The sequence below is a fragment of the Amycolatopsis echigonensis genome (assembly GCF_014174495.1).
Taxonomy (GTDB): domain Bacteria; phylum Actinomycetota; class Actinomycetes; order Mycobacteriales; family Pseudonocardiaceae; genus Amycolatopsis; species Amycolatopsis echigonensis.
The window spans coordinates 36,446-62,637 of sequence record NZ_JACJHR010000011.1 but is presented as its reverse complement, the minus strand read 5'-3'; the positions used below and the strand labels follow the sequence as shown (position 1 = coordinate 62,637).

At 68.4% G+C, this 26,192-nt stretch carries 27 protein-coding genes; 13 read left to right on the top strand and 14 right to left on the bottom strand.

Annotation, left to right across the window (positions count from 1 at the left end; genetic code table 11):
* Positions 1–113: 113 nt before the first annotated feature.
* Entirely contained in the window at positions 114–1,331 is a 1,218-nt protein-coding gene (locus H5411_RS10325) for an alpha/beta hydrolase (protein ID WP_183123666.1), read from the top strand.
* Between the two features lie 140 nt (positions 1,332–1,471).
* Here the strand turns inward: H5411_RS10325 and H5411_RS10320 are convergent, their stop codons facing one another.
* On the bottom strand, positions 1,472–2,050 hold the full coding sequence (locus H5411_RS10320; RefSeq protein WP_183123665.1) for a TetR/AcrR family transcriptional regulator: 579 nt from the start codon (positions 2,048–2,050) through the stop codon (positions 1,472–1,474).
* Between the two features lie 90 nt (positions 2,051–2,140).
* Here H5411_RS10320 and H5411_RS10315 point away from each other — a divergent pair, with 90 nt between their 5' ends.
* Together H5411_RS10315 and H5411_RS10310 are read left to right on the top strand one after the other, a co-directional pair.
* Positions 2,141–2,587 (top strand): anthrone oxygenase family protein, encoded by a 447-nt coding sequence (locus tag H5411_RS10315; protein ID WP_183123664.1) that lies wholly within the window; start codon positions 2,141–2,143, stop codon positions 2,585–2,587.
* A 228-nt stretch (positions 2,588–2,815) separates the two neighbouring features.
* A complete protein-coding gene (locus H5411_RS10310) occupies positions 2,816–3,346 on the top strand; it encodes a DUF4383 domain-containing protein (RefSeq protein ID WP_183123663.1) in 531 nt (176 codons plus the stop codon).
* A gap of 78 nt (positions 3,347–3,424) precedes the next feature.
* Here H5411_RS10310 and pcaB read toward each other — a convergent pair whose 3' ends face one another.
* The gene (gene pcaB / locus H5411_RS10305; protein ID WP_183123662.1) at positions 3,425–4,780 is read right to left on the bottom strand and encodes a 3-carboxy-cis,cis-muconate cycloisomerase; all 1,356 of its coding nucleotides are present in this window, start codon (positions 4,778–4,780) and stop codon (positions 3,425–3,427) included.
* A gap of 382 nt (positions 4,781–5,162) precedes the next feature.
* Positions 5,163–5,702, bottom strand: coding sequence for a DinB family protein (locus tag H5411_RS10300; protein WP_183123661.1), 540 nt, complete (start codon positions 5,700–5,702; stop codon positions 5,163–5,165).
* A gap of 330 nt (positions 5,703–6,032) precedes the next feature.
* On the opposite strand from H5411_RS10300, the gene H5411_RS10295 reads away from it, so the two are divergent.
* Together H5411_RS10295 and H5411_RS10290 are read left to right on the top strand one after the other, a co-directional pair.
* The gene (locus tag H5411_RS10295; RefSeq protein ID WP_246368901.1) at positions 6,033–7,130 is read left to right on the top strand and encodes a tryptophan dimethylallyltransferase family protein; all 1,098 of its coding nucleotides are present in this window, start codon (positions 6,033–6,035) and stop codon (positions 7,128–7,130) included.
* Between the two features lie 44 nt (positions 7,131–7,174).
* On the top strand, positions 7,175–8,548 hold the full coding sequence (locus H5411_RS10290) for a tryptophanase (RefSeq protein ID WP_183123660.1): 1,374 nt from the start codon (positions 7,175–7,177) through the stop codon (positions 8,546–8,548).
* A gap of 67 nt (positions 8,549–8,615) precedes the next feature.
* Here the strand turns inward: H5411_RS10290 and H5411_RS10285 are convergent, their stop codons facing one another.
* The 5 genes from H5411_RS10285 to H5411_RS10265 all read right to left on the bottom strand — a co-directional run bounded on the left by H5411_RS10285 (position 8,616) and on the right by H5411_RS10265 (position 15,156).
* Positions 8,616–9,203 (bottom strand): GTP-binding protein, encoded by a 588-nt coding sequence (locus H5411_RS10285; protein ID WP_101436420.1) that lies wholly within the window; start codon positions 9,201–9,203, stop codon positions 8,616–8,618.
* Positions 9,184–9,549: a DUF742 domain-containing protein gene (locus H5411_RS10280; RefSeq protein ID WP_101436419.1), complete on the bottom strand. Its 366-nt coding sequence runs from the start codon at positions 9,547–9,549 to the stop codon at positions 9,184–9,186. The genes H5411_RS10285 and H5411_RS10280 overlap by 20 nt, the downstream gene beginning before the upstream one ends.
* Complete coding sequence (locus H5411_RS10275) at positions 9,546–9,971, bottom strand: roadblock/LC7 domain-containing protein (RefSeq protein WP_009071597.1); 426 nt, start codon at positions 9,969–9,971, stop codon at positions 9,546–9,548. Before H5411_RS10275 ends, H5411_RS10280 begins: the two co-directional genes overlap by 4 nt.
* A gap of 42 nt (positions 9,972–10,013) precedes the next feature.
* On the bottom strand, positions 10,014–12,383 hold the full coding sequence (locus H5411_RS10270) for a nitrate- and nitrite sensing domain-containing protein (RefSeq protein ID WP_183123659.1): 2,370 nt from the start codon (positions 12,381–12,383) through the stop codon (positions 10,014–10,016).
* 325 nt (positions 12,384–12,708) lie between these two features.
* A complete protein-coding gene (locus tag H5411_RS10265; RefSeq protein WP_246368900.1) occupies positions 12,709–15,156 on the bottom strand; it encodes a lanthionine synthetase C family protein in 2,448 nt (815 codons plus the stop codon).
* Positions 15,157–15,474: 318 nt separating this feature from the next.
* On the opposite strand from H5411_RS10265, the gene H5411_RS10260 reads away from it, so the two are divergent.
* From H5411_RS10260 to H5411_RS10245, 4 genes are all read left to right on the top strand, one after another.
* A complete protein-coding gene (locus H5411_RS10260) occupies positions 15,475–15,840 on the top strand; it encodes a hypothetical protein (RefSeq protein WP_101436417.1) in 366 nt (121 codons plus the stop codon).
* Between the two features lie 22 nt (positions 15,841–15,862).
* On the top strand, positions 15,863–16,225 hold the full coding sequence (locus H5411_RS10255; protein WP_101440887.1) for a hypothetical protein: 363 nt from the start codon (positions 15,863–15,865) through the stop codon (positions 16,223–16,225).
* Between the two features lie 178 nt (positions 16,226–16,403).
* The gene (locus H5411_RS10250; RefSeq protein ID WP_244194635.1) at positions 16,404–17,093 is read left to right on the top strand and encodes a S1 family peptidase; all 690 of its coding nucleotides are present in this window, start codon (positions 16,404–16,406) and stop codon (positions 17,091–17,093) included.
* Between the two features lie 95 nt (positions 17,094–17,188).
* Complete coding sequence (locus tag H5411_RS10245; protein WP_009071609.1) at positions 17,189–17,554, top strand: DUF427 domain-containing protein; 366 nt, start codon at positions 17,189–17,191, stop codon at positions 17,552–17,554.
* Positions 17,555–17,576: 22 nt separating this feature from the next.
* Here the strand turns inward: H5411_RS10245 and H5411_RS10240 are convergent, their stop codons facing one another.
* On the bottom strand, positions 17,577–18,623 hold the full coding sequence (locus tag H5411_RS10240; RefSeq protein ID WP_101436416.1) for a LysR family transcriptional regulator: 1,047 nt from the start codon (positions 18,621–18,623) through the stop codon (positions 17,577–17,579).
* Between the two features lie 183 nt (positions 18,624–18,806).
* On the opposite strand from H5411_RS10240, the gene H5411_RS10235 reads away from it, so the two are divergent.
* A complete protein-coding gene (locus H5411_RS10235) occupies positions 18,807–19,319 on the top strand; it encodes a hypothetical protein (RefSeq protein WP_208637363.1) in 513 nt (170 codons plus the stop codon).
* Between the two features lie 486 nt (positions 19,320–19,805).
* Here H5411_RS10235 and H5411_RS10230 read toward each other — a convergent pair whose 3' ends face one another.
* The 4 genes from H5411_RS10230 to H5411_RS10215 form a co-directional block, all read right to left on the bottom strand.
* Positions 19,806–21,089, bottom strand: coding sequence for a hypothetical protein (locus H5411_RS10230; protein WP_101436414.1), 1,284 nt, complete (start codon positions 21,087–21,089; stop codon positions 19,806–19,808).
* A gap of 1 nt (position 21,090) precedes the next feature.
* Positions 21,091–21,699 (bottom strand): DUF3558 domain-containing protein, encoded by a 609-nt coding sequence (locus tag H5411_RS10225; protein WP_183123657.1) that lies wholly within the window; start codon positions 21,697–21,699, stop codon positions 21,091–21,093.
* On the bottom strand, positions 21,696–22,106 hold the full coding sequence (locus H5411_RS10220) for a hypothetical protein (protein WP_183123656.1): 411 nt from the start codon (positions 22,104–22,106) through the stop codon (positions 21,696–21,698). The genes H5411_RS10225 and H5411_RS10220 overlap by 4 nt, the downstream gene beginning before the upstream one ends.
* Positions 22,107–22,259: 153 nt before the next feature.
* Entirely contained in the window at positions 22,260–22,859 is a 600-nt protein-coding gene (locus H5411_RS10215; protein ID WP_183123655.1) for a TetR/AcrR family transcriptional regulator, read from the bottom strand.
* A 79-nt stretch (positions 22,860–22,938) separates the two neighbouring features.
* Here H5411_RS10215 and H5411_RS10210 point away from each other — a divergent pair, with 79 nt between their 5' ends.
* Complete coding sequence (locus tag H5411_RS10210; protein WP_183123654.1) at positions 22,939–23,685, top strand: alpha/beta fold hydrolase; 747 nt, start codon at positions 22,939–22,941, stop codon at positions 23,683–23,685.
* Between the two features lie 5 nt (positions 23,686–23,690).
* On the opposite strand, the gene H5411_RS10205 is transcribed toward H5411_RS10210, so the two are convergent.
* Positions 23,691–24,458, bottom strand: a complete 768-nt coding sequence (locus tag H5411_RS10205; RefSeq protein WP_220816762.1) for a methyltransferase — start codon at positions 24,456–24,458, stop codon at positions 23,691–23,693.
* 117 nt (positions 24,459–24,575) lie between these two features.
* On the opposite strand from H5411_RS10205, the gene H5411_RS10200 reads away from it, so the two are divergent.
* Together H5411_RS10200 and H5411_RS10195 are read left to right on the top strand one after the other, a co-directional pair.
* A complete protein-coding gene (locus tag H5411_RS10200; protein WP_101436408.1) occupies positions 24,576–24,947 on the top strand; it encodes a YciI family protein in 372 nt (123 codons plus the stop codon).
* On the top strand, positions 24,944–26,143 hold the full coding sequence (locus H5411_RS10195; protein ID WP_183123652.1) for an RNA polymerase sigma factor: 1,200 nt from the start codon (positions 24,944–24,946) through the stop codon (positions 26,141–26,143). The genes H5411_RS10200 and H5411_RS10195 overlap by 4 nt, the downstream gene beginning before the upstream one ends.
* The last annotated feature ends 49 nt before the right edge of the window (positions 26,144–26,192 follow it).

The following is a 26,192-nucleotide window of genomic DNA, read 5'->3' as shown; positions in this document are numbered from 1 at the left end:
GGCCATTCCAGCGTGACAGGCGTCACGTGATCACAACGCGAATGGCCCCTCAAACGTATTTAGAGCAGCGAGTCCCGCCGTCCGGGCACGCGATCGGTCCTGGAGGTTCTCCCGTGCACCTGAGCGAGATCAGGTTGGATTCGCCCGTCGGGCTCGCGGTGGTCGGCGTGCTCGCACTCCTGGCGGTCCTCTCGGTCCCGTGGTTTTGGGACAAATGGCGCAAGCGCAAGCAAATTGGCCGCAGCGCCACGGTCCTGATCGCACTGTGTCTCGTCGTCGTCACCCTTGGCTTGACCGGCAACATGATCGGCGGATTCTTCCCGACGCTCGGCTCGCTGCTCGGGACCGGCGCGTTCGCCGCCGAGGGCATCGACGTCGAGGGCGGCGACAACGGCGTCGACCTCGCCCGGGCGCGCGACCTCGGGGTGGCGCACGCGCGGGTCGGCAAGGGGACCATCGCGCACGTGACGGTGACCGGGCGGCGCACCGGCCTCACCCGCGACGTCACGGTTTACCTTCCGCCGCAATACTTCCAGCATCCGTACAAGGCGATGCGGTTCCCGGCGATCATCTGGATCCCGAACTACCCGTCCGGCCCGGAGGTCACCACCGCCCCGATCGGGTACCACCTGCCCGAACAGCTGGACGCGGCGATCTCGAAGCATCTGCTGCCGCCGGTGATCGTGCTGATCCCGGATCCGACCGGAACGCCGAAAATCGGGCACGACACCGAATGCGTCGACGAGGTCAACGGAAGCCCCAACGACACCTACCTGTCCGCGGACGTCCGCGAATGGGGAATCCAGCGCCTCGGCATCAATCCGGACCGCCGGGCGTGGACGATCGCGGGCTGGTCGTCCGGCGGCTATTGCGCGCTGAATCTCGTGACGCGGCATCCGCAGTGGTACGCGCAGGCGGCGAGCGTGAGCGGCTACGAGAAGGCGCAAGTGGACGGTGAGACCGAGAACCTTTTCCGCGGCCGCAAGGACATCGACGACGCGAACAACGTCAAGATCAACGTCCGGCTGCATCCGGCCCCGCTGGAACTCCTCGCGATCTCCGGGGAGAAGGAACAGAACGAAACCCGTGCGGTCGACCAGATGCGGGCCGCCGCGCAGGCTCCGGTGCAGTTCACGACGTGGCGGATTCCGGACGCCGGGCACAACATGAACACGTTCAAGGCGCAGCTGCCGGATGTCCTGACGTGGATCGGGCAGCGGATTCCCGGTCCGTCAGCGCCCGGACCGCGGGCCGACGTGACCGGCGGAGTGAAGCCGTGGCCGTTGCCGAGCACGGGTGCGCGGGGCGGACTGACCGCGGTGGACCAGTGACGTTCAGTCGATGCCGGGAAAGCGCCTGACCACTTCGGTGACCTGAGTTTGGGCGGTGTCGTCGGTACCGGCCTGTACGCGTGACGGTCGGGAGGGCCGCGGGCAAGCAGGCAGGGTTCGTTCCGGCTCGGCCGGGTGGATCAGGCCACGACGAGCCGTTCCACCAGCAGTTCGATCCGCTGTTCGGCGAATTCCCGCGGCAGCCGTCCCGCTCGGGTCAGCGTCGCGATTCCGTGCAGGGACGCCCAGAACAGCTCGGTGAACAGTCCTGGATGGACTCCTTCTCCGGCCACCTCGCCGAGGGTTTCCAGCAGTGCGGCGAAGGCGTCCTTCAGCGGTTCCGGGGTGTCGTCCTGGGCGAACGCGAGGCCGCCGTCGAGCTGGAAAATGGCGTCGTAGACCGCGGGGTGGTGCTCGGCGAAGTCGAGGTACGCGCGGGCGAGGGCGGCGGCACGGGCGCGTGGGCCGTCCACGCCGCGGGTCGCGGCTCGCACCGCCGCGGCCAGTTCGGCGGCACCGTCGAGCGCGACCGCGCCGATGATCTCCCGTTTGCCGCGGAAATGGCTGTAGAGGACGGGCTGGCTGTACTCGATGCGCTCGGCGAGCCGTCGGGTGGTGACCGCGTCCCAGCCCTGGTGTTCGGCGAGTTCGCGGGCCGTCGCCACGATGAGGCGCTCGCGTTCCGCCTGTTCGCGCTGCTTGCGTGTGTGTACCGACATGAGCTGACTCTAGCACTGCTAGACAACCGAGCGGCAGTAGAGCTAGCATCGATTCAACAGCTAGCAACGCTAGGACTTGGGAAGGTCATCATGCTCAGCGCACTCGCGGTCTGCACCATCGTGGTCGTCGGCGTGATGGTGGGGGTGGAGTTTTCGGTCGCCTTCGTCATCAATCCGATCCTCAACGGGCTCCCGGACGACAGCAATCAGCAAGGCCGCGCGCACGGGGGCCGGATGCTCGGCGCGCTCATGCCGTTCTGGTACATCGGGTCGCTCGTCCTGAGCGCGATCTGGGCGATCGCCGCGTGGGGCCGGCCGGGCACCGGCCTCGTCGTCATCGGCTCCGGGCTGCTGGTGGCGAGCGTCGTGATGTCGATCCTGCTGCTCGTCCCGATCAACAACCGCGGCAAGACGTGGACGCCGGAGAACCGGCCGGCGGACTGGAAAGAGCAGATGAACCGCTGGGACCGCTACCACTACGTGCGCGTCGCGGTCATCATCGCCGCCTTCGCTCTGCTGGTTGCCGCGCTGGTCTGAGCCAGGGCCGGGTGAATTTCTCCGGATAGCTGAGCCGACGCGGTGGGAGCCTCACTCGGCCATCTCTTGGCTCAGCAGCCCCAGCAACCCCGGCAGCCCGTCCTGTGTGGCCGATTGTGCCCGGTGGGCGGGTTCGCGGCGGTGGGATTCGGGTTTCGGCCCAGTTTGAGCGGGGGTATTCCTTCAGGGTTGACCCACCGTCATCTCGGTACGGGAAGGACTGGAGTCATGGTTCGTGCGCATCGGGCCCGCGTTCGGGTGGAAGGGCTGCAGCCCGCCCAGGTGCTGGCCGTTCTGCTCGGAGTCCTGTTTCTCGCCTACGGCATTATCGGGCTCGTGAAGTCCGGGTTCGGCGATTTCACCGGACACGGGGTCACTTTGTGGCGGTTTTCCGCCAATCCGCTCAACAACATCGTCCACGTGGGGACCGGTGTGATCGGTCTGCTGCTCGCCCTGCGTTCCGGCGGGGCACGGACGTTCGGCTGGCTGCTCTTCATCGGGTACGGCGCGCTGTTCGTCTGGGGTCTGATGCTGGCCGGGACGATCACGGTCAATCCGGTGTCCGGCCTGGGCAACCCGCTCAACCTCGCCGACGCGGACAACTGGCTGCACCTCGGCATCGCGGTTCTTGGTCTGCTGACGGCAGTTCTCCCTGCGCGGCACGGGGTTCTGCTTCCCGAGGACGAGGAACCCGTCGAGGTCGACCGGACCGTTCAGCCGCCTCGTCGCGATACCGGCGGGCACGGCTTGGCCCACTGATCAGTCCACAGTGGCGTAATCGCGCGGCGGGATCGCTTGCCAGAGCCAAATTTCCTCTGGCAGCGGTCCCGCTTGTGCTTATTCCGCGGGATTTTCCAATGCCCGGTCGACCAGTCGCCCCGCTGCGCCGACGTACTGCGCCGGGTCTAGGAGATCGGCGAGCGTCGCAGCGTCGACGACGGCGGTAATTTCCGGCGTGTCCGCCAGGATCTCGGAAAGCGGACGGTTTTCCTCGATCGCACGCCGGGAAGCGGTGCCCAGCAAGTCTTTCGCGCGAGCCTTGCCCATTCTTGGCGCCAGCGCCGCCGACAGCCGTTCCGAGACAATCAACCCGTTGGTCAGCGCGAGGTTCTCCCGCATCCGGTCCGTGTGAATATCCAGTCCCTGCACCAAATCCGAAGCCGTATGCGTGGCCCCGCCGGTCAAGCGCAGGCATTCGCGCAGCAGCTGCCACTCGGCCTGCCAGACACCCGCCGAGCGCTCATCTTCCGCCAAGCCGGACTGCGTAACCCCGGCCGCGAGCACGGGCACCTGCAGCGCGGCCGACCGGATCAACGCTGACCGCACCGGGTTCTGCTTGTGCGGCATCGCCGAAGACCCACCGCCGGTCGCCTCGGTCACTTCGCCCATCTCGGTGCGCGCCAAGACCTGAACGTCCACCGCGATCTTGCCCAACGCTGTCGTCACCCCAGCCAACGCGGAAACCAGCTCAGCAACCGGGGTGCGATCCGCATGCCACGGCAGAATCGGCGCGGTCAAACCGGTTTCCTCAGCGAAGGCAGCGACTAGCCGTTCCGCATAGTCGTCCTTGCCGTCGCCGTACTGGACGTACGCGGCCAACGTTCCGGCCGCTCCGCCAAGCGATACCGGCAGCCGCAGCTCCGCGATCCGTCGGGAGGCTTCCTGGACGCCTTGCCGCCAGATCGCCGCTTTCAGGCCGAACGTCGTCGGGACCGCGTGCGCGGTAAGGGTGCGTCCCGGCATGACCGTGTCGCGGTGAGCGCGCGCCAGCTCAGCGAGGGCGTGCGCGATCGCCGCCAGGTCCGCGCTGATCAGCCGCTGGACGTCGTGCGCGACGAGCATCATCGCCGTGTCGACGATGTCCTGGCTGGTCGAGCCGCGGTGCACGTAATCGGCGACGTCCGGGATCTTGGCGGACAGCGTGCGCACCAGGCTGACCACCGGGTTTCCGGTCGCCCGTGCGTCGCGCGCCAGTTCGACGACGTCGAGTTCGCCCTCGCCCAGCAGCCGCGCGGCAGTGGTGATGCGCTCAGCTGCCTCGGCCGGAACCGTGCCAAGCCGCGCCTGCGCCCGCGCGAGTGCGGCCTCCGCTTCCAGCAGAGCGACCGCGAACGCCCGGTCGCCAGTCACCGCTTCGGCCGGGGTTCCGGCGCGCACCGGGGAGAGCAGGCCGGAGTCAGGATCGGCGATCATGCCGTCCAGCATCGCACGCCAAGTGCGGTGAGGCGGGAAGGCCGCTGGTCCGCCGCACGCGCGGCGCGGTCGGCGGGAAGGCTGCTGGTCCGCCGCACGCCGAGTGCGGTGAGGCGGGAAGGCCGCTGGTCCGATTCGTCGCGGACGCGGGCTCTGCGGCCACCCCCCTCGCGACGGGCGAGCAGCCGGGCCTCATGCGCGACAGATCGGTCCATTGAGGCCAGGCACGTGGTCGGGCAGCGCAACCGCCGTGCCGACCACCTCAGCCAAACGTCGGCCGATCCTCGACCAGCTCCAAGCACCTATCGCCTCGCCTCTCGCCAAACCCGGCAGCCGGATTCTCCACCGCATCACCTCCGAGTCCACGGCCGACAGACACTCCTCACCGCCCTGTCGCCCCGTCCGTCACCTCCCTCAGCAGGTCCGCATGGCCGAGGTGGCGCGCGTACTCCGCGATCATCGACAGCAGCATCCACCGCAGCGAGAACGGCTCTCCCGTGGTCTTCCCGATCCCCTGCGCGTCCAGCGACGCCGCGGCCGCCACGATTTCCCGGCTGCGGTCGCACTCCGCGCGCCACAACGCCAGTGCCTCGCCGAAATCCCCGTCCAGACGGTCGAAGTCCTCGTCCGGGTCGTCGTCCGAGTAGTGCAGCAGCGGGACGTCCTCGCCGGCGAACTGGATGCGGAACCACCATCGTTCGCAGCCCGCCAGGTGCCGGACCAGGCCGTGGAGCGACATCGTGGACGGCGGTACCGCGCGCGTCGACACGGCTTCCTGGCTCAAGCCCGCACACTTCAGCGCGAGGGTTTCCCGGTGCCACTCCAGGTAGGCGAGGAGCGTCTCGCGTTCGCCGGCGACGCGGGGGATCGGCGGGCGGTCGCTCTCGGCGACCTTGGACAGATGCTTCGGGATCTGGGTCATGAGACGAGCGTCTCACCCGCCACCGACAATTTTCGCCGCGAAGCCGCCGCATCGGGTGCACGAGACACCGTCCGCCAGCAGCAGTGGGATAGCCCACATGGCGGCTCAAGTAGCCGCAGAATCCGTTCCTGTCGATGCGGAATTCAGGTGAATTCCGGTGTTGATCAGCACACTCAGGCACGGTTTCCGGTCGGTGTTGTCGCTCCGTCAGAGGTATGGTGATCGGCATTCCGGGGATTAATCTTCTCGGCGGCCCGGGAGCGCCCGCTCCGCCGAACGGCGGATGCTTCGCGGGGCCGAACGCACGAATGAAACGGTGAATACAGCGCCATGGTCGGAGCGAGTGTGCCGATGGTCGACTTGTCGATGTACACCCATGCCGGTGGTCAACTCGACCGGCTGTGCCGCGCGGTCGGATTCGATCCGGAAGAACGCCGGCACCTGGAACTTCTCCGGTTGTTGCTCGGCGAGTCCGGGGAATTGACCGTCGGCGGTCCGGCGCAGTTCCCGTGCAATGTGGCGGACGACACCACGCCCGTGGAATTCTCGGTCGCCTTCGACGCCAATGGCGAATGTGTGGTACGGGTTCTCGGCGAGACCGTCGGGGCCCCGGACCCGCGCTCGTTCCTCGCGCAGGTGGCCGGCGAGTACGGCCTGGTCACCGACCGGCTCGACGCGGTGTCCGACCTCTTCCTCCCGCACGAGGAGCGCCGCGGGCCGTTCACGCTGTGGTACTCGCTGATCTTCCGCAACGGCTCCGCGCCGAAGATCAAGGTGTACCTGAACCCGCAGATCAGCGGGCCGACCATGGCGGATTCCCTGGTCAGCGAGGGGTTCCGGCGGCTGAACCTCGGCGAGGCGTTCGACCCGGTGGTCGAGCACGCGCTGCGTCGCGGCGAACGCGACAACTTCACCTTCTTCGCGCTCGACCTCGACGACGACCCGCTGTCCCGGGTCAAGGTGTACGTCTCGCACGACGCCGCCGAGGCGGAGGACGCGGTGCGCGCGGCCGAGCTGGTGCCGGGCACGGACCCGATGCTGATCCGGGAATTCCTCGCCGTGCTCGGCGGCGGAAAAGGTCCCTTCGAAGGCCGCCCGCTGGTTTCCAGTTATTCCTTTGTCGAAGGCATGGGCGGGGCTCCGGGAAACTACAGTCTTTATCTTCCTATTCGCAGTTACGTGCCGGACGACGAGGTGGCGCGAGCCCGCGTGCACGCCATTCTCGCACAGTACGACTTCGACCCGACAAAACTGGACAAAGCGCTGGCAGCGGTTTCGAAACGACCGCTGCGCGACGGTGTCGGACTGATCGCGCACGTGTCGCTGAGAATGGGCGAGTTCGGTTCCGGAATCACGGTGTACCTGTCCTCCGAAGCGTATGCGGTAGCGCCGCCGAGAAAGCGGCCGGTGCTCGGCCGGATGACCTGACGCGGTAGTTTTCGGCTGTCACCCACAACTGGAGGAAAACCCTGATGCGGACCTTCCCGCCGTACCGCTCCCAAGTCGTCGCCGAAATCCCGGTCACCACTCGCGCCGAACGGGAGCAGGCGCTCGCCGCGGCGGGCTACAACGCTTTCAACCTGCCCGCGAACAAGGTCAGCATCGATCTGCTCACCGACTCCGGCACCGGCGCGGTCTCGACCGCGCAGGAGGCCGCCGCGGCCGCCGCCGACCGCTCCTACGCCGGGTCGGACTCGTTCTACCGCTTCCGCGACGCGCTGCGCGACCTCACCGGATATCCGCACCTCCTGCCGGTGCACCAGGGCCGCGCCGCCGAGCGTGTGCTGTTCTCCAGCGTGCTGGAGAGCGGCCGGATCTCGGTCAGCAACACGCATTTCGACACCACCCGCGCGAACGTCGAACTGCTCGGCGCGGAGGCGATCGACCTGCCCTGTGCGGAGTTCGGCGACCTCGACAGCCTCGAACCGTTCAAGGGCAACATCGACCTCGACGCCCTCGAACGCCTGCTGAGCGGCCCGGACGGCGCTCGCGTCGGCCAGGTGCTGCTCACCATCACCAACAACGGCGGCGGCGGGCAGCCGGTCTCGATGGCCAACCTGGCCGCGGCGGCGAAGCTCGCGCGGGCGCACGGCGTGCCGGTCTTCCTTGACGCCGCACGGTTCGCCGAGAACGCCTGGCTGGTCATCCAGCGCGAGGCGGGTTACGCGGACAAGACGCCGCGCGAGGTCGCCCGAGAAGCGTTCGGCCTGGTCGACGGCTGTGTCGCGAGCCTGAAGAAGGACGGCATCGCGCCGATGGGCGCGTTCATCGGCCTGACCGCCCCCGACTTCGCCCAGCGCTGCGAGACCAACCTGATCGCCACCGAAGGCTTCCGCACCTACGGCGGGCTCGCGGCGCACGACCTCGACCGCGTCGCCAAGGGCCTGCAGGAAGTCGTCGATCCGCACTACCTCGCCGCGCGCGCGGGCGAGGCGGCCCGGCTCGCGAGGCAGGCCAACGAGGCCGGGGTGGACATCGTGCAGCCGCCGGGCATCCACGCGCTCTACCTCAACGCGGGCCGCCTGCTGCCGCATCTGACCGCGTCGCGGTTCCCGGGGCATTCGCTGGCCTGCGAGCTGTACCTGGCGGGCGGAATCCGTTGTGTGGAACTGGGTTCGCTCTACCTCGGCACGCTCGACGAGCAGAACGAGCTGATCACCCCGGCCCCGTTCGAACTGGTCCGGATGGCGCTGCCGCGGCGCGTGTACACCCAGGGCCACTACGACTACGTAGCGGAAATCCTCGGCGACATCGCGAAAAACCCCGAGCAGGTGCCCGGCTACCGGATCGTCGAAGCGCCGAAGATCCTGCGGCACTTCAATCTCCGGATGGCCCCGGTCCACTGAGGACAGCGGAAAGCGAACGAGGGGGCTCCCCGCGCCGGGAACCCCCTCGCTGGGCCGGAACCCCAGGTCAGGCGGGCTGCGGAACCACCGTCATCGCGTGCTTCACCAGCCGGATGAGCGCGATCTTGCTCGAATCCCGCTGCCGCGCGTCGCACATGACGATCGGCACGCCGTCGGGCACCACGAGCGCCTCGCGGATCTCGTCGGGGGTGTAGCGCGGCGCGTTGTCGAAGCAGTTCACCGCCACGACGAACGGGATCTTCCGCCGCTCGAAGAAATCGACCGCCGCGAAGCTGGTCTCCAGCCGGCGAGTGTCGACCAGCACGACGGTGCCGATCGCACCGCGCGCCAGGTCGTCCCACATGAACCAGAACCGTTCCTGGCCCGGGGTGCCGAACAGGTACAGCACGTGCCGCGGCGAGATGGTGATCCGGCCGAAGTCGAGCGCGACCGTGGTGGTCTTCTTGTGCTCCACACCGGAAAGGTCGTCGACGCCGGTGCTCGCCTCGGTGAGCACCTCCTCGGTGGACAGCGGCGGGATTTCGCTGACCGAGGCGACCATGGTGGTCTTCCCGGCGCCGAACCCGCCGGCGACGATGATCTTGACCGGGGTCGGCACCGACGCCGCGGCGTCTTCAGAGCTTGATGAGGCCATCGAGAACCGCCTGGAGAGTTTCGTGGTCCGGCGCCTGGGCCGGCTGACGGGACGGGGCGCGGGTGATGACGAGGCCGCGGTCGATCAGGTCGCCGCACAGCACGCGCACGACGCCGAGCGGCAGCTTCACGTACACCGCGATCTCGGCCACCGACAAGGGTCTGCGGCACATCTGTGTGATCGCGAGGTGCTCCGGGCCGAGCCCGACCGGGTCCGATCCCTGCTGGAGGGTCATCACCTGGGTGGAGAGGTCGAGCTGGTGGTCGGACGGGGTCCGTCCGCTGGTGATCGTGTACGGCCGGACCAGCGGCCCGGCGGCCTCGTCGTACCAGCCGTCGTCGCTCATGTCGCCTCCCGCAGCAGGTTCGCGGCCTCGCGCGGCGCCGACGCCAGGTAGTCGCCGACGCGCTTGACCAGTCGGTTCATCTCGTACGCGATCATTTCGACGTCGATGTCCGCGCCGGCGAGCACCGCGAGGCACGCGCCCTGCCCGGCGGCCGACACGAAGAGGTACCCGCGCTCCATCTCGATCATGTTCTGCAGCACCGGCCCGCGGTTGAACTGCCTGCTCACCCCTTTGGCGAGGCTCTGCAGGCTCGACGCGATGGCCGAGAGCTGGTCCGAGTCGTCCTTGCTCATCCCGGACGACTTGCCGAGCAGCAGGCCGTCGGCGGACAGCACGATGGCGTTCTGCGCGCCGACGACGCGGTTGACCACGTCGTCGAGCAGCCAGTTGAGATCAGGGGTGGAATTCCCGTACTCGTTCATGCGGACAGACCCTGACTTTCGGTGTGGTGAGGTGTTCGGTCGTTATGAGTCATTTTGCCCGCCTCGCGCCCGGCGGGTGCCCTTGTGGAAGGCCATCAGCGTCCGCGCGGTGGTCTCGCCCGCGTTGGTGACGTCGATGTCCTCGGCGGTGGGGTCGTCCTGGAGCTGGGCGACGAGGTTCTGCTGCGGCTGCCGGCGCGGGAGCCGGGGCCGGTCGTCTCCCTGCAGCCCGCTGAGGTCGGGCTCCGAGGCAGCGGGGACGCGCGGCGCGGCCGGGACGTCCGGGATCTGGCCCGCGGACGGCGGATACGGCTCCGGGGTCCGCGGATTCGGCGTCGGAAGCGGACGGGCCGGGTACGGCCGCGGCGTCGGCTGCGGCGCTTCCGGAGCGGGTTGCTGTGCGGCGCTTTCCTGCGCCGGCGCGCCGACCTGGGCGAGCGCCGGGGTTTCGTCCGCCGGTTCGGGCGCGTTCGCGTCGGCAAGGTGGTTCGACGGGATCAGCACGGTCGCCCGGGTGCCGCCGTACCGCGACGGGTCGAAGGTGACCGTGATGCCCAGCCGGGAAGCCAGCCGCGCGACCACGAACAGGCCGAGGCTGGAGTCCGCGCGCAGCGCCATCGCGTCGAATTCGGGCGCGTCGGCCATCATCGCGTTAGCCCACTCGCGCACGCCTTCCTTCATGCCCAGCCCCTGGTCGGACACGTCGACCACGACGCCGCGCGCGACCATCCGGCTGGTCACCTCGACCTGCGAACCGGGCGGGGAGAACGACGTCGCGTTGTCGACCAGTTCGGCGACGAGGTGAATGGTGTCCGCGACCGCGCTGCCGACGATCGCCACGTCCGGCACCTGCTCGACCTGCACCCGCGAGTACTGCTCGGTTTCCGAGACGGCCGCGCGCAGCACCTCCATCAGCGAAACCGGTTTGCGCCAGCGCCGTCCGGGCTGCTTGCCGCCGAGGATGATCAGGTTCTCGGTGGTCCGCCGGGCCCGCGCGGCGAGGTGGTCCAGCTGGAACAGCGACGCCAGCTGAGTCGAGTTCTCTTCGCGGCTTTCCATTTCGTCCAAGATCTGCAGCTGCCGGTGCACCAGCACCTGGTTGCGGTGGGCGATGCCGAGGAACACGTTGTGCACACCGCTTCGCGCCTTCGCCTCGCTCGCCGCCGCGTTGACCGCGGTGAGCTGCGCGGTGTTGAACGCTTCGGCCACCTGGCCGATCTCGTCCCGGCCGTGGTCCAGCTTCGGCAGCTCGGCCTCGATGTCCACCGGGTCGCCGCTCTTGAGCCTGCGGACGATGTTCGGCAGCCGGTTGCGCGCCAGGTCGAGCGAGTCGTTCCGCAGCCGCTCGAGGCGCGTCATCAGGGTCCGGTCGACGAGCGACCGCGACACCCGCACCGCGACGATGATCGCGGCCAGCGAGGCGAGCAGGGCCACGATGCTGCCGATGATGGCGTTGCGCAGCTGCGCGTTCCCGGAGTCGATCGCGGCGGCGGAGACCTGGTCGGCCTGTTCGATGGTGAGCTGGTTCAGACCTTGGGCCACCTGCGCGGTCAGCGCGTGCCAATCGCCCGCCGAGACCGGCACGCTGTTCTGGTCGCTGCTGGTCCACGGACCGTGCTTGATCAGCGAGTCCTCGGCGGCGTTGAGCCGTTTCCAGGCGTCGCTCGTCGAGAGCTGCTGGTAGTGCTGGCGCACCGCCGGCTCGAGGAACGGCGAGATCTGCGCCAGCTGCGTGCGGTAGTAGCCGACCAGCTGGGAGAACTGGACGAAGTCGTCCGGCGCGAAGGTGCCGCTGGAGAACGCGGCCGACACCAGCGACGTCTCGCGCGACATCAGGTCGCCTGCCCGGAAAAGCGAGGTCGCCGAGATCGCGCCCTGCACCGCGGTCGCGTCGGGGACGATGCGCGCCTGCGTGTCGAACAGCGTGGCCGCGGAGTCGAGGACGCCGTTGTAGTAGGCGTTGACCTGTGCGCGGTTGATGCTGCGGAAGTTGACCTGCGAGCGGAGCACCGGCAGCTGGTCGAGCTGCGCCTTCAGCGCGGTGACCTTGCTGGCGATCTCGTCCGGAGCGCTGGAAATGGTGGCCGCGAAGGCTTCCTGCAGGCCCTTCAGCTTGCCGTCGCTGTCCTGCTCCTGTTGCTGCAGCTGCTGCGGACCGGAGCTGGGGCTGTCGAGGTACTGCAGGGCGAGCTGCCGTTCCTGCTGCAGCGACGACAGCGCGGTGAGCGCGGGGATCGAAACGTCACGCACTGAGCCCGCGACGAGCCGCACGTACAAGCCGTTGATGAAGAAGGCCGTCGCCAGCACCGCCCACAGCACGAGCAGAGTGATGCTGGGGATCAGGACCGTCCGGGTCAGCCTCTTCCGGATCGACTTGTCGTACGCCTTGCCGGGATCGTCCTTGTTCTCCACGATGATTCACGAACTCCTGGGTCACCCTCGGCGAGAGTGCGGACACGGCCGGGGAAGCGGACACGCCAGTGGGGTGCGAGTGGTCCTCGTCACGGAAATCTCGGATACACCCTTCGTAGGCCCACCGAACGGAACAGCCCCGGTTTCTATCACGAACGGGGGCCTTGTGGTTCCGCTGAACGAGGCGCTGCGGCCCGCCGCGGCGGCGGTTACCGACCGTAGCGGCGAGGTTCCCCGGCATTTGCCGAGGCACGGGCCCCGGCTGCGGATGCCGGACCCATGGGCTGGGCTGAATGAGTGATTCAAAAAGTGTCCGGACACTCAGTCATGGTTCCGCGTGGCGGAACTGTCGGCTAATGGACATGTCGACACTGACGTCCACAGTGGACTCATGGCTGACCCGCGGCGTCGGGCCGAGGAACGGGAGCAGTTCGGTGCCGTCCTGAAGCGCGGAAAGAGTGCGCAGGACTCCGGCGCCGCCGGTGGCGACGTCGGCGGACAGTCGTAGCAGGTGACTGCCCGGGAAGGCAAGACCGCCGCGAAACGGGACTGCGTACCAGGAAAGCCGCGTCAGGTGCCGGTCGATCGCGTCCTGGGCGCGCCGGTCCGGCGCGCTGCTGAACGCGAGTCCGGCGGCGAGCCCGCAGCGGCCGTTCAACAGGCCGGGATGGAGCGCGAACTCTCCTCGGCACGCGACGCGCAGTGCGGACAGGCTGCGCGCGGCCTTCGCGTCGAAGCGGTACCGCGCCAGCTGTTCGGTGACGATCAGGATTCCGGCGCTGCCGATTCCCGCGCCTCGCTGCGAACCTCGGTCGCCGTCGCGGACCGCCAGCGAGCCGTCCGGCGCCGGGACGCATTCCTCCAGATCCCGTTCGAGCGCCTGGTCGGCGAACGACAGCCAGGCCGGTTCGCCGGTGCGCTCGTAGAGCCGCAGGAACAGCAGCGCCGGGCCGGACCAGCCGTGCAAGAGCCCGGCCCGCGCCGAAGCGCCCGGCGGTTCCGCGGTGTCGAGCGCCTCGGCGAGCCGGATGCCGATGTTCAGCGCCTGCCTGCCGAACTCGTTGTCGCCGCGGGTCGCGGCGAAGTGCAGCCGGGTCAGGCCGACGCCGGCCAGCCCGCTCGCGAGATCGTGGCCGACGGTCTGGTCCACCAGCGCGCGCGAGGCGGCGAGGAGGTCGCCCGCGGCCTTCCGGTAGCCGAATTCCTCCAGCACGTAAGCGATTCCGTGGCTGCCGTCGTAGAAACCCGCGCGACTGGGCTGGTGCCCGTCGATCGCGTCGAGCAGCCACTGCTCGTGCTCGGGGAAGCGGCCGACGCCCGCGACGTGCAGCGAGTGCAACACGCCTGCCGCGCCGGTGCCGAAGGTCGCGCCGCCGACGCGGAACTGCTCGATGTCGCCAGGGAAGAGGCGATCCTGGCGATCCGGGGTCGCGCAGGCGAGCAGGGCTTCGGCGATCTGCTTGCGCACCAGCGTCCAATCGGGACGAGGTTCGTCGAGTTCGGTGTGCGCGGGCTCGGTGGGGGGCGCGATGCGGTCGGCGTAGCCGGCGGGCAGCGAGAACCGCCGTTCGGTGAGCTCGGCGGCCCAGCGGAGGCGTTCGGGCACCAGGCGATAGAGCGGGGCCAGCGGGAGGAAGAGGCGCAGTCGCAGGGCGGTCTCGTCGCGGTCGAAGCCGATCAGCGACACCGTGCCGGAGCTGTCGACCAGGATGTCGCGCGGGTTTTCGAGGACGACGCCGCGTTCGGCCGCTTCCGCGACGATGCGGTCGACCTGCGCGAGCACGGACAGCGCCTGTCCGCGGTAGGCGGCCAGGTCGGCTTCGGGACAGTCTCGGCGGGTGAGCGGGTAGTGCCGGGCGAGCCAGACGTCCAACGGCAGGCCGGGCCGGTGCTCCCGCACGAGGTAATGCCGCTGTCCGGAGAGGTACGCGTGGGTTTTCGGGATGCCGGGGATTCCGGCGAGCCGTGCGAAGAGGTCGTTTTTGCGCTCCAGCCGCGCGACCGCGTCGACGCCGTTGCCGTCCAGTCCGGTGAACGGCCAGGCCTCCTCGACGACCACCCGCTCGCCGCCGCGTTCGGCCAGGTAGACGGCGGCGCCGTGGGCTCGGCGGAGTACCTCGGCGACCGGATTCGGCGGGATCGGCGCGTCGGTGTACTCCGCGACGCAGTCGGGAATCCGGACCCAGTTCGGCACGGAGAAGTCCGGGCCAGGCGGCGCGGGTTCCAGCGCGCTGCTCGGCCTGCGCAGCGCGGGCACGCGGGCGCCGCCGCGTTCGGTCCACAGTTCGGCGAATCCGCCGTAATGCACGTGAACCGGGCATTCTCCGCAGCGGAGCGCTCCGTCGATATCCGGGCCGGGTTCGCCGGCGAGGAGTTCGGAAAGGTCGTCGAGGGTCCGCTCGAGCGCGTTATTGTCGGGCGGATAAATAGTGGCGAGCGCACCGGTTCCGCCAGTCGTCGGATATTCGGCATTGCGGTCGAGGAAAATCGACCGGGAACGCAGATGCCGGTGATGCAGCCGCCGGGTCCGGCAGTACTCGCGGACGCGGTCCAGTACCCGGTCGACATTGCCCGGGGCGGCGGAAACCTCTACTGCCCAGCCTTGTTCCGGCAAGGCGGTGCCAGACGGGCGGAGGAAGCGCCAGTGCGGGGTTTCCTCTACTGTCCATTGTGGACTATAGGACGGGGCGGCCAGGTCGTCGGCGGACATTTCCCGTCGGCGGTCGAAGAACCACGGGTCGGCGAGGCAGAATGCCTCGTGCCGGACGTTCATGAAAGTGGATCCTTCCGCGTGTTCGCTTCTCCGGTGCTCCGGCGACGGAAACCATTCCCGCACAGCTTCGCCGCCGCGCCAATCCGCCATTTCAGCGTTCGGCGGACCCGGGCGGGGCGAGGATAAATCCGGCGTTGGCGAACCGAGGGTGATTCCCCGTCGCCCGGTCGAGCGGGATTTCCGTGGCGTTCGGGAATTGACGGAACGCCAGCGACCCGTTCCGGTGAAAGTGGCCCCGGCCACGCCGTCCGACCCTCGCCCGTCCGGGTCGGTGGGCGAAGCGGGTACTTTGACCCCGGCGGGCAGAAGGAGGAACGGGTGATCGTCGGGTTCGCGATAGCGGTCGCTGGGTGCGCGCTGCTCGTCGCACTGTGGAGTTTCGTCCAGGCGGCGCGCAAGAAGCTCCCGGACACCCCGCTGCTCGTCGCGCTCGGCGTGATCGAGGTGCTGCTGGTCGCCCAGCTCGTGATCGGGATCGTGCTGCTCGCGACCGGCCACCATCCGGGCAGCCTCGCGACCTACCTCGCCTACCTGATCGGCTGCCTCGTCGTGCTGCCGGTCGGCGCGGCGTGGGCGCTGGCCGAGCAGAGCCGGTCGAGCACGGTCGTGCTCGGCATCGCCTGCCTGGCCATTCCGGTGATGGTGCTGCGACTGAACGAGGTGTGGAGTGGAGCAAGCGCGTAAGACGGCCACCGGTCCCGGGCGGATCCTGGTCGCGGTGTACGCCATCTTCGCGCTCGCCGCGACGTCGCGGGCGGGCGTCCAGATCGGCACGAAATTCCACGAGGCGCCGCTGGCGTACGTCCTGTCGGCCTTCGCCGCGGTGATCTACATCCTGGCCACGATCGCACTCGCCCGCGGCGGCCGGACGTGGTGGCGGATCGCGCTCGCCGCGTGCACGGTCGAACTGCTGGGCGTGCTGACTGTCGGCACCTTCAGCATTTTCGACCGGCAGGCGTTCCCGGACGCCACGGTGTGGTCGGTCTACGGGGAGGGGTACCTCTTCATCCCGCTGGTGCTCCCGGTGATCGGCCTGTACTGGCTGCGCCGGACCCGGGCCGCCGGCTGAGGAACAGTACGCGGAACTGTCCGTAGCGGCGGTGGCGGCGGAAGAACAGGTGGTCCCCGGCTACTTTCGCCGGTTCTGGTCCGCGGGCGCGGCCTTGATGATCGAGGGCCCGTCCCCACCGGAACCGCGGCGACGAAGCCGCAGAAACGAGAGACCATGCGTTTGCGCACCTGTTTGCTTGCTCGCTACCGCGCTCGGCCTAGCCGGATTCGCCGGACAGGCCGCAGCTTCGAGCGGGCCGTCCTCGACGCCGGCGATCATCGGCGGCGGCTACGCGTCCAACGCCCCGTGGGCCGCGCGGCTGTTCGTGAACGGGCAGCAGAACTGCACGGCCACGATCATCGCTCCGCAGTACATCCTCACCGCGAAGCACTGCGTCGCCTCCAGCGGGACGTACACCTTCCGCATCGGCAGCCTCGACCAAAGCAGCGGTGGCACGATGGCCACCGGTGCCGCGATCACGCGCTATCCCGGTGCCGCTGACCTGGCGATCGTCCGGCTGTCCACCTCGGTGAACGCGACGTACTCGCCGCTCGGCACCTCGACCGACGTCCGCGCCGGGCAGACCGTGCAGGTGTACGGCTGGGGCGCGACGAGCCGGTGCGGTTCGGAGATCAACTGCCAGTCGCGGTACCTGAAAGTGGCCAACGTTCGGGTGACCACGCCGCAGTGCAGCGACTACGAGGGCGGCGTCGCGGTGTGTGCCACGTACGGCGACGGCATCACCGCGGGCGGCGACTCGGGCGGCCCGATGTTCGCGTCCGGACGGCAGGTGGGAGTCGCGTCGACCAGCGACCGGCAGAGCAGCACCGCCTACACCAACATCACGCGGTACCGGAGCTGGATCTCGCAGGTCGCCGGGGTCTGACCGGCTGGTCGGAAAGCGCCGACGTCTGATTTTGTCGGTGGTCCGGCCTAGTGTTGGGAGTGCGCACCGCTTCCGTTGCGCGGAGGAGGAGAACCATGCCCGACAAGCTGATCCCGGGGCCGGACCACCCGATCACCGTTGAGCCGAACCCCGCGCGCGTGGTGGTCAAGGCAGGCGAGAAGACCATCGCCGACACCACCCGCGCGCAGGTGCTGCGCGAGGCCAGTTACCCGCCGGTGCAGTACATCCCGCTGGAGGATGTCGACCTGGCGATGCTGTCGCCCACCGACCACCGCACGCACTGCCCGTACAAGGGCGACGCTTCGTACTACAGCCTCGCCGCGGTGCCGGACGGCGAGAACGCGGTGTGGGTTTACGAGGCCCCGTACGACGCGGTGGCCGCGATCAAGGGGCACGTCGCGTTCTATCCGGACCGGGTAGAGATCGAGGAGGTCGGCTGAGGTTTTCCCGCCCGTTGCCGGGTCAGCGGCCGACCTCGAGCCAGGAAGCCTCCCCGGCCTGCTGCAGCGCGTTCCACAGCAGGTTGAGCGGATGGCTGTCCGGGTACGAGGATCGTTCGCCGCGCCGGGCGAACACGCCGACGAGCAGTTCGAGTTTCGGCTCGATGTCGTCGACGAGCCCGATGGTGCGCAATCCGGAGGCGGCGTGCAGGCGGTTTTCGCCCGCGGCCTCGCCGAGCCGCTGGGTGACGAGCATGCATCCGCGGACCAGGCCCGAGCGGAGCAGTTCGAATCCGTATTGCGCGGAGTCGATCTCGGCGACGATGTCGAGCCGGTTGCGGTAGTCGGAGCCGAACCAGCCGCGCATGAAGTCGTTGATCACGCCGCCGCTGGGCACGACGAGCGGAAGCGTCGGCAATTGGCTGGTGGCCACGGACTCCCCGGGTTTCGGAGTGTCCATATTGGTCACGATGGCGAGTCCGCCGCGCCGCCATTCGAGCACGTCGACGGAGTCGAGCGCGCTGGTCGTGACGACGCTGCCGCACACCAGGTCGACGTCCTTGGCCAGCAGGCGGTCGATCAGGTCTTTGGTGCGCACGTGCACCACGTTGAGCTCGATGTCGCGGGCGCGGAACTGCTCGGCCACGAGATCGCCGGCGTGGGCAAGGCTGCCGAGGGTGTAGCGAGTCGCGCCGACGGTGAGCGTTCCGCCGAGTTCGCGACGGCATTCGTGAATGGTGTCCAGCCATTCGGTGAGCGTGCGGCGAGCTTGCTGCGCGACCGCGCGGCCGGTTTCGGTGAAAAGAACGTGGCGACCGCGTCCCTGGCGGTGCAATAATGGTTCGCCGCACAATTCCGAGAAATTGCGGTTGAGAGTGTCGAGTTGTTTTTGCACACTGGACTGGTCGCGGCCGAGCGTACGGGCCGCGGCGAGGGCGGTTCCGGTTTCCGCGACCGTGATCAGCGTGCGCAACTGGTCGAACGTCGTGTCGAGCAGAGCGGGCGAGGAGCGCAGGAGCCTGCTGAGCACGTTGAACGACGGCGACCGGAACGGGCTGGGTGCGGACATCTGGCAGGACTCGCCTTCTGCATTCTCTTCTCGGACGACGGAGAGCCTAACGCGGCCTTCCTGATCTCGGGGCCAGTTTAAAAAATCTGCAGATAATATCCTCGAACCAGTGGACGGCGCACGGCGTCGGCGGGAAACTCCGTGACGCTTGATTCGATTGCTGATCCAAGGAGTTCGACAGAAGTGAGTTCGTTCAGTTCCCCCGGCGCGCGCCGCTCGCGCACCCTGGCCATCGGCGGAGGGCTGGGATTGCTCGGTGCGCTCAGCGGGCTGCTGTGGGGTGCGACGGTGCTCGTGCGGGGCGAGGGTTTGGTTCGCCCCGCCGTTCAGGAGTACCTGCGGGCCGAAGGTCGAGAACTGGCCTCGAGCGGCCTGCTGACGGCCGACGACCTGACCCGAATCGCCATGCCGTCGTTCACCGCCCGCGCGGCGATCTGGTTGGTCCTCGGCCTGGTGACGCTGGTGTCGGCCATGATGGTGCTCGCCGCCCGCAACTGGGCCCGGGTGGTGCTGACGGTATTCGCGGTCTTCGGCATCGGCCTGGGCCTGCGCGATCTGATCGACCTCAACCCGGCGCTGCTGAACGCCTTCGACGCCATCGCAGTGCTGAGCCTGCTGGCGGTCCTCGTCGTGCAGTGGCTGCCTGGCGCTAACCGGGCCGTGCGGGCGCGGAAGGCCGCGGCGTTCGCGGTCTGATGCGGCGGAGGCGCGGTTTGCGGGCGGCACGTCTGAGGGGTCGTGCCGCTCGGGAAGCCGAGCTGCCGGAGGGTTGACGGTGTTGGGGCAGTGCTTGAGGGCGGCGGCAGCGTGGTGAGGGGAGCACTGCGCGGGCCGTTGCTGTAGAGGCGGCGTCTCGGAGATTGGGTGCTCGAGGCAGGTCCGTTTGAGGGGCGGATGCTGCGGAAAGCCAACTCTCCCGCGAGAACCGCTCAATGGGCGGCGCTTGCGGCGGGTCCGGTCAGGGAACCGTGTCAGAGGGGCGACGCTTGAGGGGACAAGCCGTCGGGGCAGCGCTTCGGGGGAGCGATGCTGGGAGGGGAGTGCCGGGTGAGGGGGAGTTCCGTCTCGCCGCTTGACGGGCGGCGAGGCGGGACCGGGCCATCGAGGCCTGCCTGCTGACCAGCACTCTGGTGGTCGTTGCGAGTTGATCCGGCCGATCGAGGGTCGTTGTGGCAGCGGTCCTTATGCCCCGAGAGTCGGCGGCGTCGGACGCATGCCGGTTTCCGGGTCGACGGCGGTGCCATCGTCGGCGAAGAGGTCTACGTCAAGAACGTACTTGCGTTCATGCTCTTCGTCTTCTTCTTTCTTGCCCCGTTGACCTCCGGGTGCCGCCGCACCGGACAGGCCTTTTCCGCCGGGCGTACCACGTTCCGCGGTGACTCGGGACGCCGCGCCTTCGCTCGCACCCGCGCCGGAACGTGGACCTGCCTCGCCGCCTAAACGGCCGGAACTGCCACCGGATTTGCCGGAGCCGGTGCCGGTGCCGGTGCGTCCGGAACCGCCTTCACTGCCGTAGCCGCTGCCGTAGCGTCCGGAGCCTCCGAGGCGTTCTGAGATACCGCCGAGACGTCCGTCGCCGAGGCCGCTGATTGGCGTGATGCCGAATTCGTTCCCAGGACCGGATGCCGCGGGTGTCCTCGTTCCACCGCGCCACGAGGTATCCACGTTCGACCCGGAAGCCGGCGGCGGGGTGTACGCGGACGTGCTGGTGTGGTCATTTCCCGTGTCAGGCACGGTGTTCGGGGTTGAATAGCTGTGCGGGGAAGCGCCGGTGGGCGCAGTTCCCGGATTGAAGGTCGAGCTAGTTCCGGCCGGTGAATGATAGCTAGTCCCACCCGGTGAATGATGCTGTGAGACGGGAGCAGCCGGTCCGGGCTGGGGTTTCGCCTCGGTGGAGGGGTGCTGCTGGATGGTCACGTCGCCGCCGTCGTACGTGCCGATTTTGCCGTAGTCGACCTCCAGCTGCTGCGTGTTGCCCTGGCTGTCCGAGGTGAATTTCTCGTACGTATCAAGGTTTTTCTGCTGCGCCGTGTCGTGCTCGATGAGCTTGGAGAGGACGTCCGCGTTCATCAACCCCATCGCGGGCGTCGGGCTGCCGGTGGGTGCGGGCGGGATCGACGTCAGCTGATTCCGCAGATTCTCATGCATGGCGATGCCGGTGGAGTGGGTGTTCTCGTTGGCCGCGAAGGCCTGATGCGCGTCGATCGCCGAGGCGCGAACCTTGCGCAGCCGTTCGGCGACGAGATCCGCGCCTTGGCCGGTCCACGAGGATTCGAGCTTCGTCAGCGTCCCGGACATGTCCTGGCTGATCGCTTCCAGCTCGCTGGCCACCTCGCGAGCGTAGGTCGCGCCCGTGTGCCAGCTGCTGGGATCCGAGGCCTGCACCTCCTTGACGATGTCCTCGATCGGCACCGTCAGTTCCTGGTGCTGGTCCAGGTATTGCTTGATCGGCTCCCAGAATTTCATGTCACCGGCCGGCTTTCTGCTTCAACGTGGTGATCACGTTGCCCGCGACGGAGACCGCGAGCGGGCACGGGTCGATCTTGTTGAGCTTGGTCTCCCCGGGCGCCGCTTCCACCATGAAGGAGAGCCGGTCGGTGACCCCGACGTTGACATCGCACGAGTTCGTGATGGGCCCGGGCTGGGTGCTGTAGGCGACGGCGGGGAAGCCTTGGATGGGCGGGAGCACGTCGAAGCGTTTCATCTGCGGCCGGACGTTGGCGTAGACGTTGCTGAGCCCGTCGTTGTCCTTGCCGAAGAAGGACAAGCCGATCCGGGCGTGGGTGTCCGGGCTGATCCAGTCGCAGCTGGGGACCGCGGAATTGTCCGGCTTCCCGGGCACCGCCGAGCCGAGCTGGAAAGTGAGCTGGTCCGGGGTGAGCGCTTGGCAGGGGCCGTCGGAGAACACGGTGTCGGGGAGCGGGTTCTCGACCTTCGGCGCTCCGCCGTAAGGCAGCGACTGGGCCGACGGAGCGGTGGCCGGTGCCGAACTCGTCGCGGGGCCGTTGTCAGGTGTCGAGCAACCAGCGGCCAGTGCGGCGAGAGCGAGCACTCCGACGATCGTGCGCAGGTTCATCCGAAGTTTCCTCGAGAGCCGGTGCCGGGATGGGTTTTCTCGACGGCTGCCGCCTGGTCCTGGTCGCTCTGGCCGATCGCGGCCAGTGCTTTCCGGATCCGGTCGATCAGCTCGGTGACGTAATCCAGCTGCAAGTCGATGTGCCCGCCGCCATAGGAAAACGCACCCAGTTTTCCGCGGCCGTCACCGACCATGGCGACGTGCATCGCCATCGTCGAAGGATCCTTCGACGGCGGCTTCATGCTGCACACGGTGGAAACTTTGCGCTTCATGAGCCCCAACCTGTCCTGATAGCCGAGCAGCTCCTGGAGAACCTGCTTGGCCACATCGATGTCCAGCGAAAACCCGTTCTTCGCGGGCGCGGGATCAGCAGGGTGCAAGATCGAGAACTCGACGTCCTCCCACACGCGAAGCCCTCCCCATGCTCGGTGTCATCAAATGCAGACAGCTAACAAAGTAGCTGATCACTCACTGCCTGTGTGACGTTCTCCGAAATGTGGAAGTCGGCTAGACATTAATGCTCTAGACGCAATTTCTATGGAAATAAAAGAATGCGCAGTTCAGAAGGACAGCGCCCGTTTCCACGCCTCTCCAGCGCACCGGCGCAGCCCGGCCAGCTCTACCGCCTTCGGGTCGAGCACGCACTGCAGTGCGATCCCGCGAAGCTGCCCGACGACGGCCACGGCGATCTGGTCCGGGTCGACATCGGCGCGGACGGTGCCCTCGGCGATGCCTGCGACGATCTCCTGCCGCAGGTCGTCGCGGAAGGCGTGGTCGCGTTCGCGGAAGATCGGGGCCAGGTCGGGCGCGGTCATCGATTCCGCCCACAGCACCAGGAAAGCCCGGCTCAGCACGTCCGGTTCGCTGAGCTGGGCGAGGTAGCCGTCGATCAGCCGCAGCAGCCGGTCGAGGCCGGGCGGCAGAGCGTCCAGGCCGGGGACGAAACCGGTCTGCGTGGTGCGGGCGAGGTGTTCCAGCAACGCCTGTTTGCCGCCGAAGTGGTGGGTGACCAGGCCGCGGCTGTACCCGGCGCGCTCGCCGACACGCGCCAGGGTCACGGCGCGCACCCCTTCCTCGACGACCAGTTCGGCGGCGGCTTTGAGCAAAGCGGCCGATGCCTGGTCGCGGCGTTCCTGCTGGGTGCGGCGGGCCGGGGTCATGTGCAGAAACCCTACAACTTACTTGTCAGCCGACAAGCAAGTGTACGTAGAGTGGCAGCGACGAGAGGGAGGAAGTCCGATGACCGCAGTGTTCGTCCACGGCAATCCGGAAACCGCCGCGGTGTGGGAACGCCTGCTTGCCGAGCTGGGCGACCGGTCGACCGTGTGCCTGTCCCCGCCCGGGTTCGGTGCTCCGCTGCCGGACGGGTTCGGTGCGAAGGCTGTCGAATACCGCGACTGGTTGATCGCCGAGCTGGAGAAGTTCCCCGAACCGGTCGACCTGGTCGGCCACGACTGGGGCGGCGCGCACGTGCTCAACGCCGTCATGGCTCGTCCGGAGCTGGTGCGCAGCTGGGCCAGCGACACAGCCGGCGCGTTCGACCCGGATTACGTGTGGCACGACCTCGCACAGGGGTGGCAGAAACCGGGTGTCGGCGAGGAATCCGTCGCGGCGATGTTCGGCGCGCCGGTGGAAAAGCGGGCGGAGCGCCTGGTGCTGGGCGGAATGCACGAGTCGGTGGCCGCCAAGGTCGCCGAGGGGATGAACGACGACATGGCGCGCGCGGTGCTCCCGCTGTACCGGTCCGCGGCGCAGCCGGCGATCGCGGAGTTCGGCCGGGATCTCGAACGCGCGGCGGAGCGTCCGGGGCTCGTCGTGCTGGCGACTGAGGACCACTTCGTCGGCACGGACGAGCAACGCCGCCGTGCGGCCGCGCGGGCCGGGGCGAAGGTCGCGGTGCTGGAAGGGCTCGGCCACTGGTGGATGACGCAGGACCCGTTCCAGGGCGCGCGCGTCCTCACGGAGTTCTGGGACGCGTCCGAATAGGACAGTCAGGCGCGTGCGACGAGATGGAACACCCGGCTGAGCCGCCGGTACGGATCTCGTCGCGCGGCCTCCAGCTCGACCTCCGCGATCTCGGCGATCCGGCTCTCGTCGGCGTCCAGGTCCATCCAGTCGGCGAACAGCCAAACCCCGTACCAGGCAAGCGGTTCGGCTCCCTGTCCGACGAGAAGCTGTGACAGCCCCGCGACCGTGTCGGCGCGCGTGTCAACGCCGAGGACGCCCAGCTCGCCGTGGGCGTCGAAGGCCGCCAGCGCGTCGCTCCACCGCCCCTCCAGCGCGGGAAGGACGGCCAACGTCTCGGCGTTGAGCGCCATTGCCGAGACGATCCCGCCCGGTGCCGCGCAAGCGCACAGAGCGTCGATCATCGGCACGGGATCGTCCACATACATCAGCACGCCGTGGCACAGCACCGCGTCGAACTTCTGACCAGCGACCGCCACGACGGCGTCCTCGCCTCGGCCGCGTACCAGTCGGACTCGCTCGCGGACCTCGGCCGTTTCCGAGGCGAGACGCTGCTCTGCCTTCGCCAGCATCGCGCCGGATGAGTCCAGCAGTACGACGTCGTAACCCATGCGGGCCAACGGAAACGACTGGTGTCCGGCCCCGCCGCCGACGTCGAGCACCGTGGCCGGCGGCGGAGGAAGGTGCGCCAGGAGCTGCTGATGCAGCACGTACGTGCGAACTCGGCCCTTGACGGTCGCGTACGCGCCTTCCACGAACGGACTCGCCAACGCGGCCCAGGCGTCGGTCTCCATGCCGTTCATAGTGCGCCTGAATGAGATGTGATGCACGTCACATAAGGTCCATGTCCAGAACCCGCCCGCGCCTCCGACCACTCCGCGAAAGACCCCGAAACCACGAGGAGCAAGACGATGAAGTTCCTGATCAGCCTGCACATCAACCAGTCCGTTCTCGACGCGCTGACCGAGGAGGAGAAGGAAGCCCTCGGCAACGGCGTCACCGCGTTCATGGAGTCGACGAAGAAGTCCGGCGAGCTGATCGCCGCCCAGGCGCTCGCCGATCCGTCGCAGGCCGCGGTCGTGTCGGTGCGAGGCGGGCAACCGGTCGTGACCGACGGGCCGTTCCTCGAGTCCAAGGAGTTCCTGGGCGGTTACTACCTGATCGACGTGGAGAACAAGGAGCGCGCGATCGAGCTGGCCGCACAGGTCCCGGACGCCGCGATCGAGGGGCTCGGCGTCGAGGTGCGCCAGGTGATGTTCTCGGAAGGGCAACTGGACGCGTGAGCGCCGCCTCCGTCGAGGACCTGCTGCGCGAACTCGTGCCGCAGGTTCTCGGCGTGCTCGTGCGCCGGTACGGCCAATTCGAGGGCTGCGAGGACGCGGTGCAGGAGGCCGTCCTCGCAGCTTCCCAGCAGTGGCCGGTCGAAGGCGTGCCGAACAATCCGCGCGGCTGGCTGTCGACGGTCGCGTCCCGGCGCTATGTCGATCAGCTGCGGAGCGATCAGGCACGCCGCGAGCGTGAGCTGGCGAACGCCGTCGAGACGGCGCCCGAGGTGCCGGACACCGACGACACACTGCACTTGCTGTTCCTCTGCTGCCATCCGACGCTGACGCCGGCGTCGCAGACCGCGTTGACCCTGCGTGCGGTCGGCGGTCTGACCACGGCCGAGATCGCCCGCGCGTTTTTGGTGCCGGAGGGCACGATGGCTGCCCGGATCAGCCGTGCCAAACAGCGGATCAAGGCGGCGGGCAGTTCGTTCCCCGGTTCGGAAGAGCCGGGGCGGCTGCAGGTCGTGCTGCAGGTGCTTTACCTGATTTTCAACGAGGGCTACACCGCGTCTTCCGGCAGCGACCTGCACCGCGCCGACCTGGCGCACGAGGCGATTCGCCTGGTCAGGATGGTGCACGCGCGGCTGCCCGACGACAGCGAGGTGACCGGTCTGCTCGCGTTGATGCTGTTGACCCACGCTCGTCGAACGGCGCGCACGACACCGTCCGGCGACCTCGTGCCGCTGGCGGAGCAGGACCGCACGACGTGGGACCGCGCCATGCTCGACGAGGGCACTGAGCTGGCGAAAGCGTCGCTCGCGGGTTCGGCTCTCGGCCCGTATCAGCTGCAGGCGGCCATCGCCGCGACGCACGCCGACGCGGCGACCGCGGAGGAAACCAACTGGCGGCAGGTGCACGCGCTTTACTTGATCCTGGAACGGATCGCGCACAATCCGGTGGTGACGTTGAACCGGGCGATCGCGCTCGCCGAGGTCGAGGGGCCGCGGGCCGGACTCGCGCTATTGTCCACATTGGACAGTGATGAACGGATGGCGCGGCACCACCGGTTGCTGTCGGTGCGGGCGCATCTGCTGGAGAAAGCCGGGGATCTGCCGGGCGCGTACGAGAACTACCGGCTGGCCGCCAAGGCGACGGCCAGTATCGCGGAGAAGCGCTATCTGGAATCCCGAGCCGCCCAGGTTCGCGAGTAAATACCGGGCTCGCGGGACGGTTCCGAGGTCGAGTAGGTTGCGCTGCGTG

Coding starts and splice junctions, on each gene's coding strand:
- H5411_RS10315 (WP_183123664.1), top strand. CDS start 2,141: ATGCTCAGCGCACTCGCGGTCTGCACCATCGTGGTCGTCGGCGTGATG.
- pcaB (WP_183123662.1), bottom strand. CDS start 4,780: ATGATCGCCGATCCTGACTCCGGCCTGCTCTCCCCGGTGCGCGCCGGA.
- H5411_RS10230 (WP_101436414.1), bottom strand. CDS start 21,089: ATGAAATTCTGGGAGCCGATCAAGCAATACCTGGACCAGCACCAGGAA.
- H5411_RS10240 (WP_101436416.1), bottom strand. CDS start 18,623: ATGTCCGCACCCAGCCCGTTCCGGTCGCCGTCGTTCAACGTGCTCAGC.
- H5411_RS10290 (WP_183123660.1), top strand. CDS start 7,175: ATGCGGACCTTCCCGCCGTACCGCTCCCAAGTCGTCGCCGAAATCCCG.
- H5411_RS10215 (WP_183123655.1), bottom strand. CDS start 22,859: ATGACCCCGGCCCGCCGCACCCAGCAGGAACGCCGCGACCAGGCATCG.
- H5411_RS10205 (WP_220816762.1), bottom strand. CDS start 24,458: ATGGAGACCGACGCCTGGGCCGCGTTGGCGAGTCCGTTCGTGGAAGGC.
- H5411_RS10300 (WP_183123661.1), bottom strand. CDS start 5,702: ATGACCCAGATCCCGAAGCATCTGTCCAAGGTCGCCGAGAGCGACCGC.
- H5411_RS10295 (WP_246368901.1), top strand. CDS start 6,033: ATGGTCGGAGCGAGTGTGCCGATGGTCGACTTGTCGATGTACACCCAT.
- H5411_RS10200 (WP_101436408.1), top strand. CDS start 24,576: ATGAAGTTCCTGATCAGCCTGCACATCAACCAGTCCGTTCTCGACGCG.
- H5411_RS10275 (WP_009071597.1), bottom strand. CDS start 9,971: ATGAACGAGTACGGGAATTCCACCCCTGATCTCAACTGGCTGCTCGAC.
- H5411_RS10320 (WP_183123665.1), bottom strand. CDS start 2,050: ATGTCGGTACACACACGCAAGCAGCGCGAACAGGCGGAACGCGAGCGC.
- H5411_RS10285 (WP_101436420.1), bottom strand. CDS start 9,203: ATGGCCTCATCAAGCTCTGAAGACGCCGCGGCGTCGGTGCCGACCCCG.
- H5411_RS10225 (WP_183123657.1), bottom strand. CDS start 21,699: ATGAACCTGCGCACGATCGTCGGAGTGCTCGCTCTCGCCGCACTGGCC.
- H5411_RS10210 (WP_183123654.1), top strand. CDS start 22,939: ATGACCGCAGTGTTCGTCCACGGCAATCCGGAAACCGCCGCGGTGTGG.
- H5411_RS10245 (WP_009071609.1), top strand. CDS start 17,189: ATGCCCGACAAGCTGATCCCGGGGCCGGACCACCCGATCACCGTTGAG.
- H5411_RS10310 (WP_183123663.1), top strand. CDS start 2,816: ATGGTTCGTGCGCATCGGGCCCGCGTTCGGGTGGAAGGGCTGCAGCCC.
- H5411_RS10280 (WP_101436419.1), bottom strand. CDS start 9,549: ATGAGCGACGACGGCTGGTACGACGAGGCCGCCGGGCCGCTGGTCCGG.
- H5411_RS10265 (WP_246368900.1), bottom strand. CDS start 15,156: ATGAACGTCCGGCACGAGGCATTCTGCCTCGCCGACCCGTGGTTCTTC.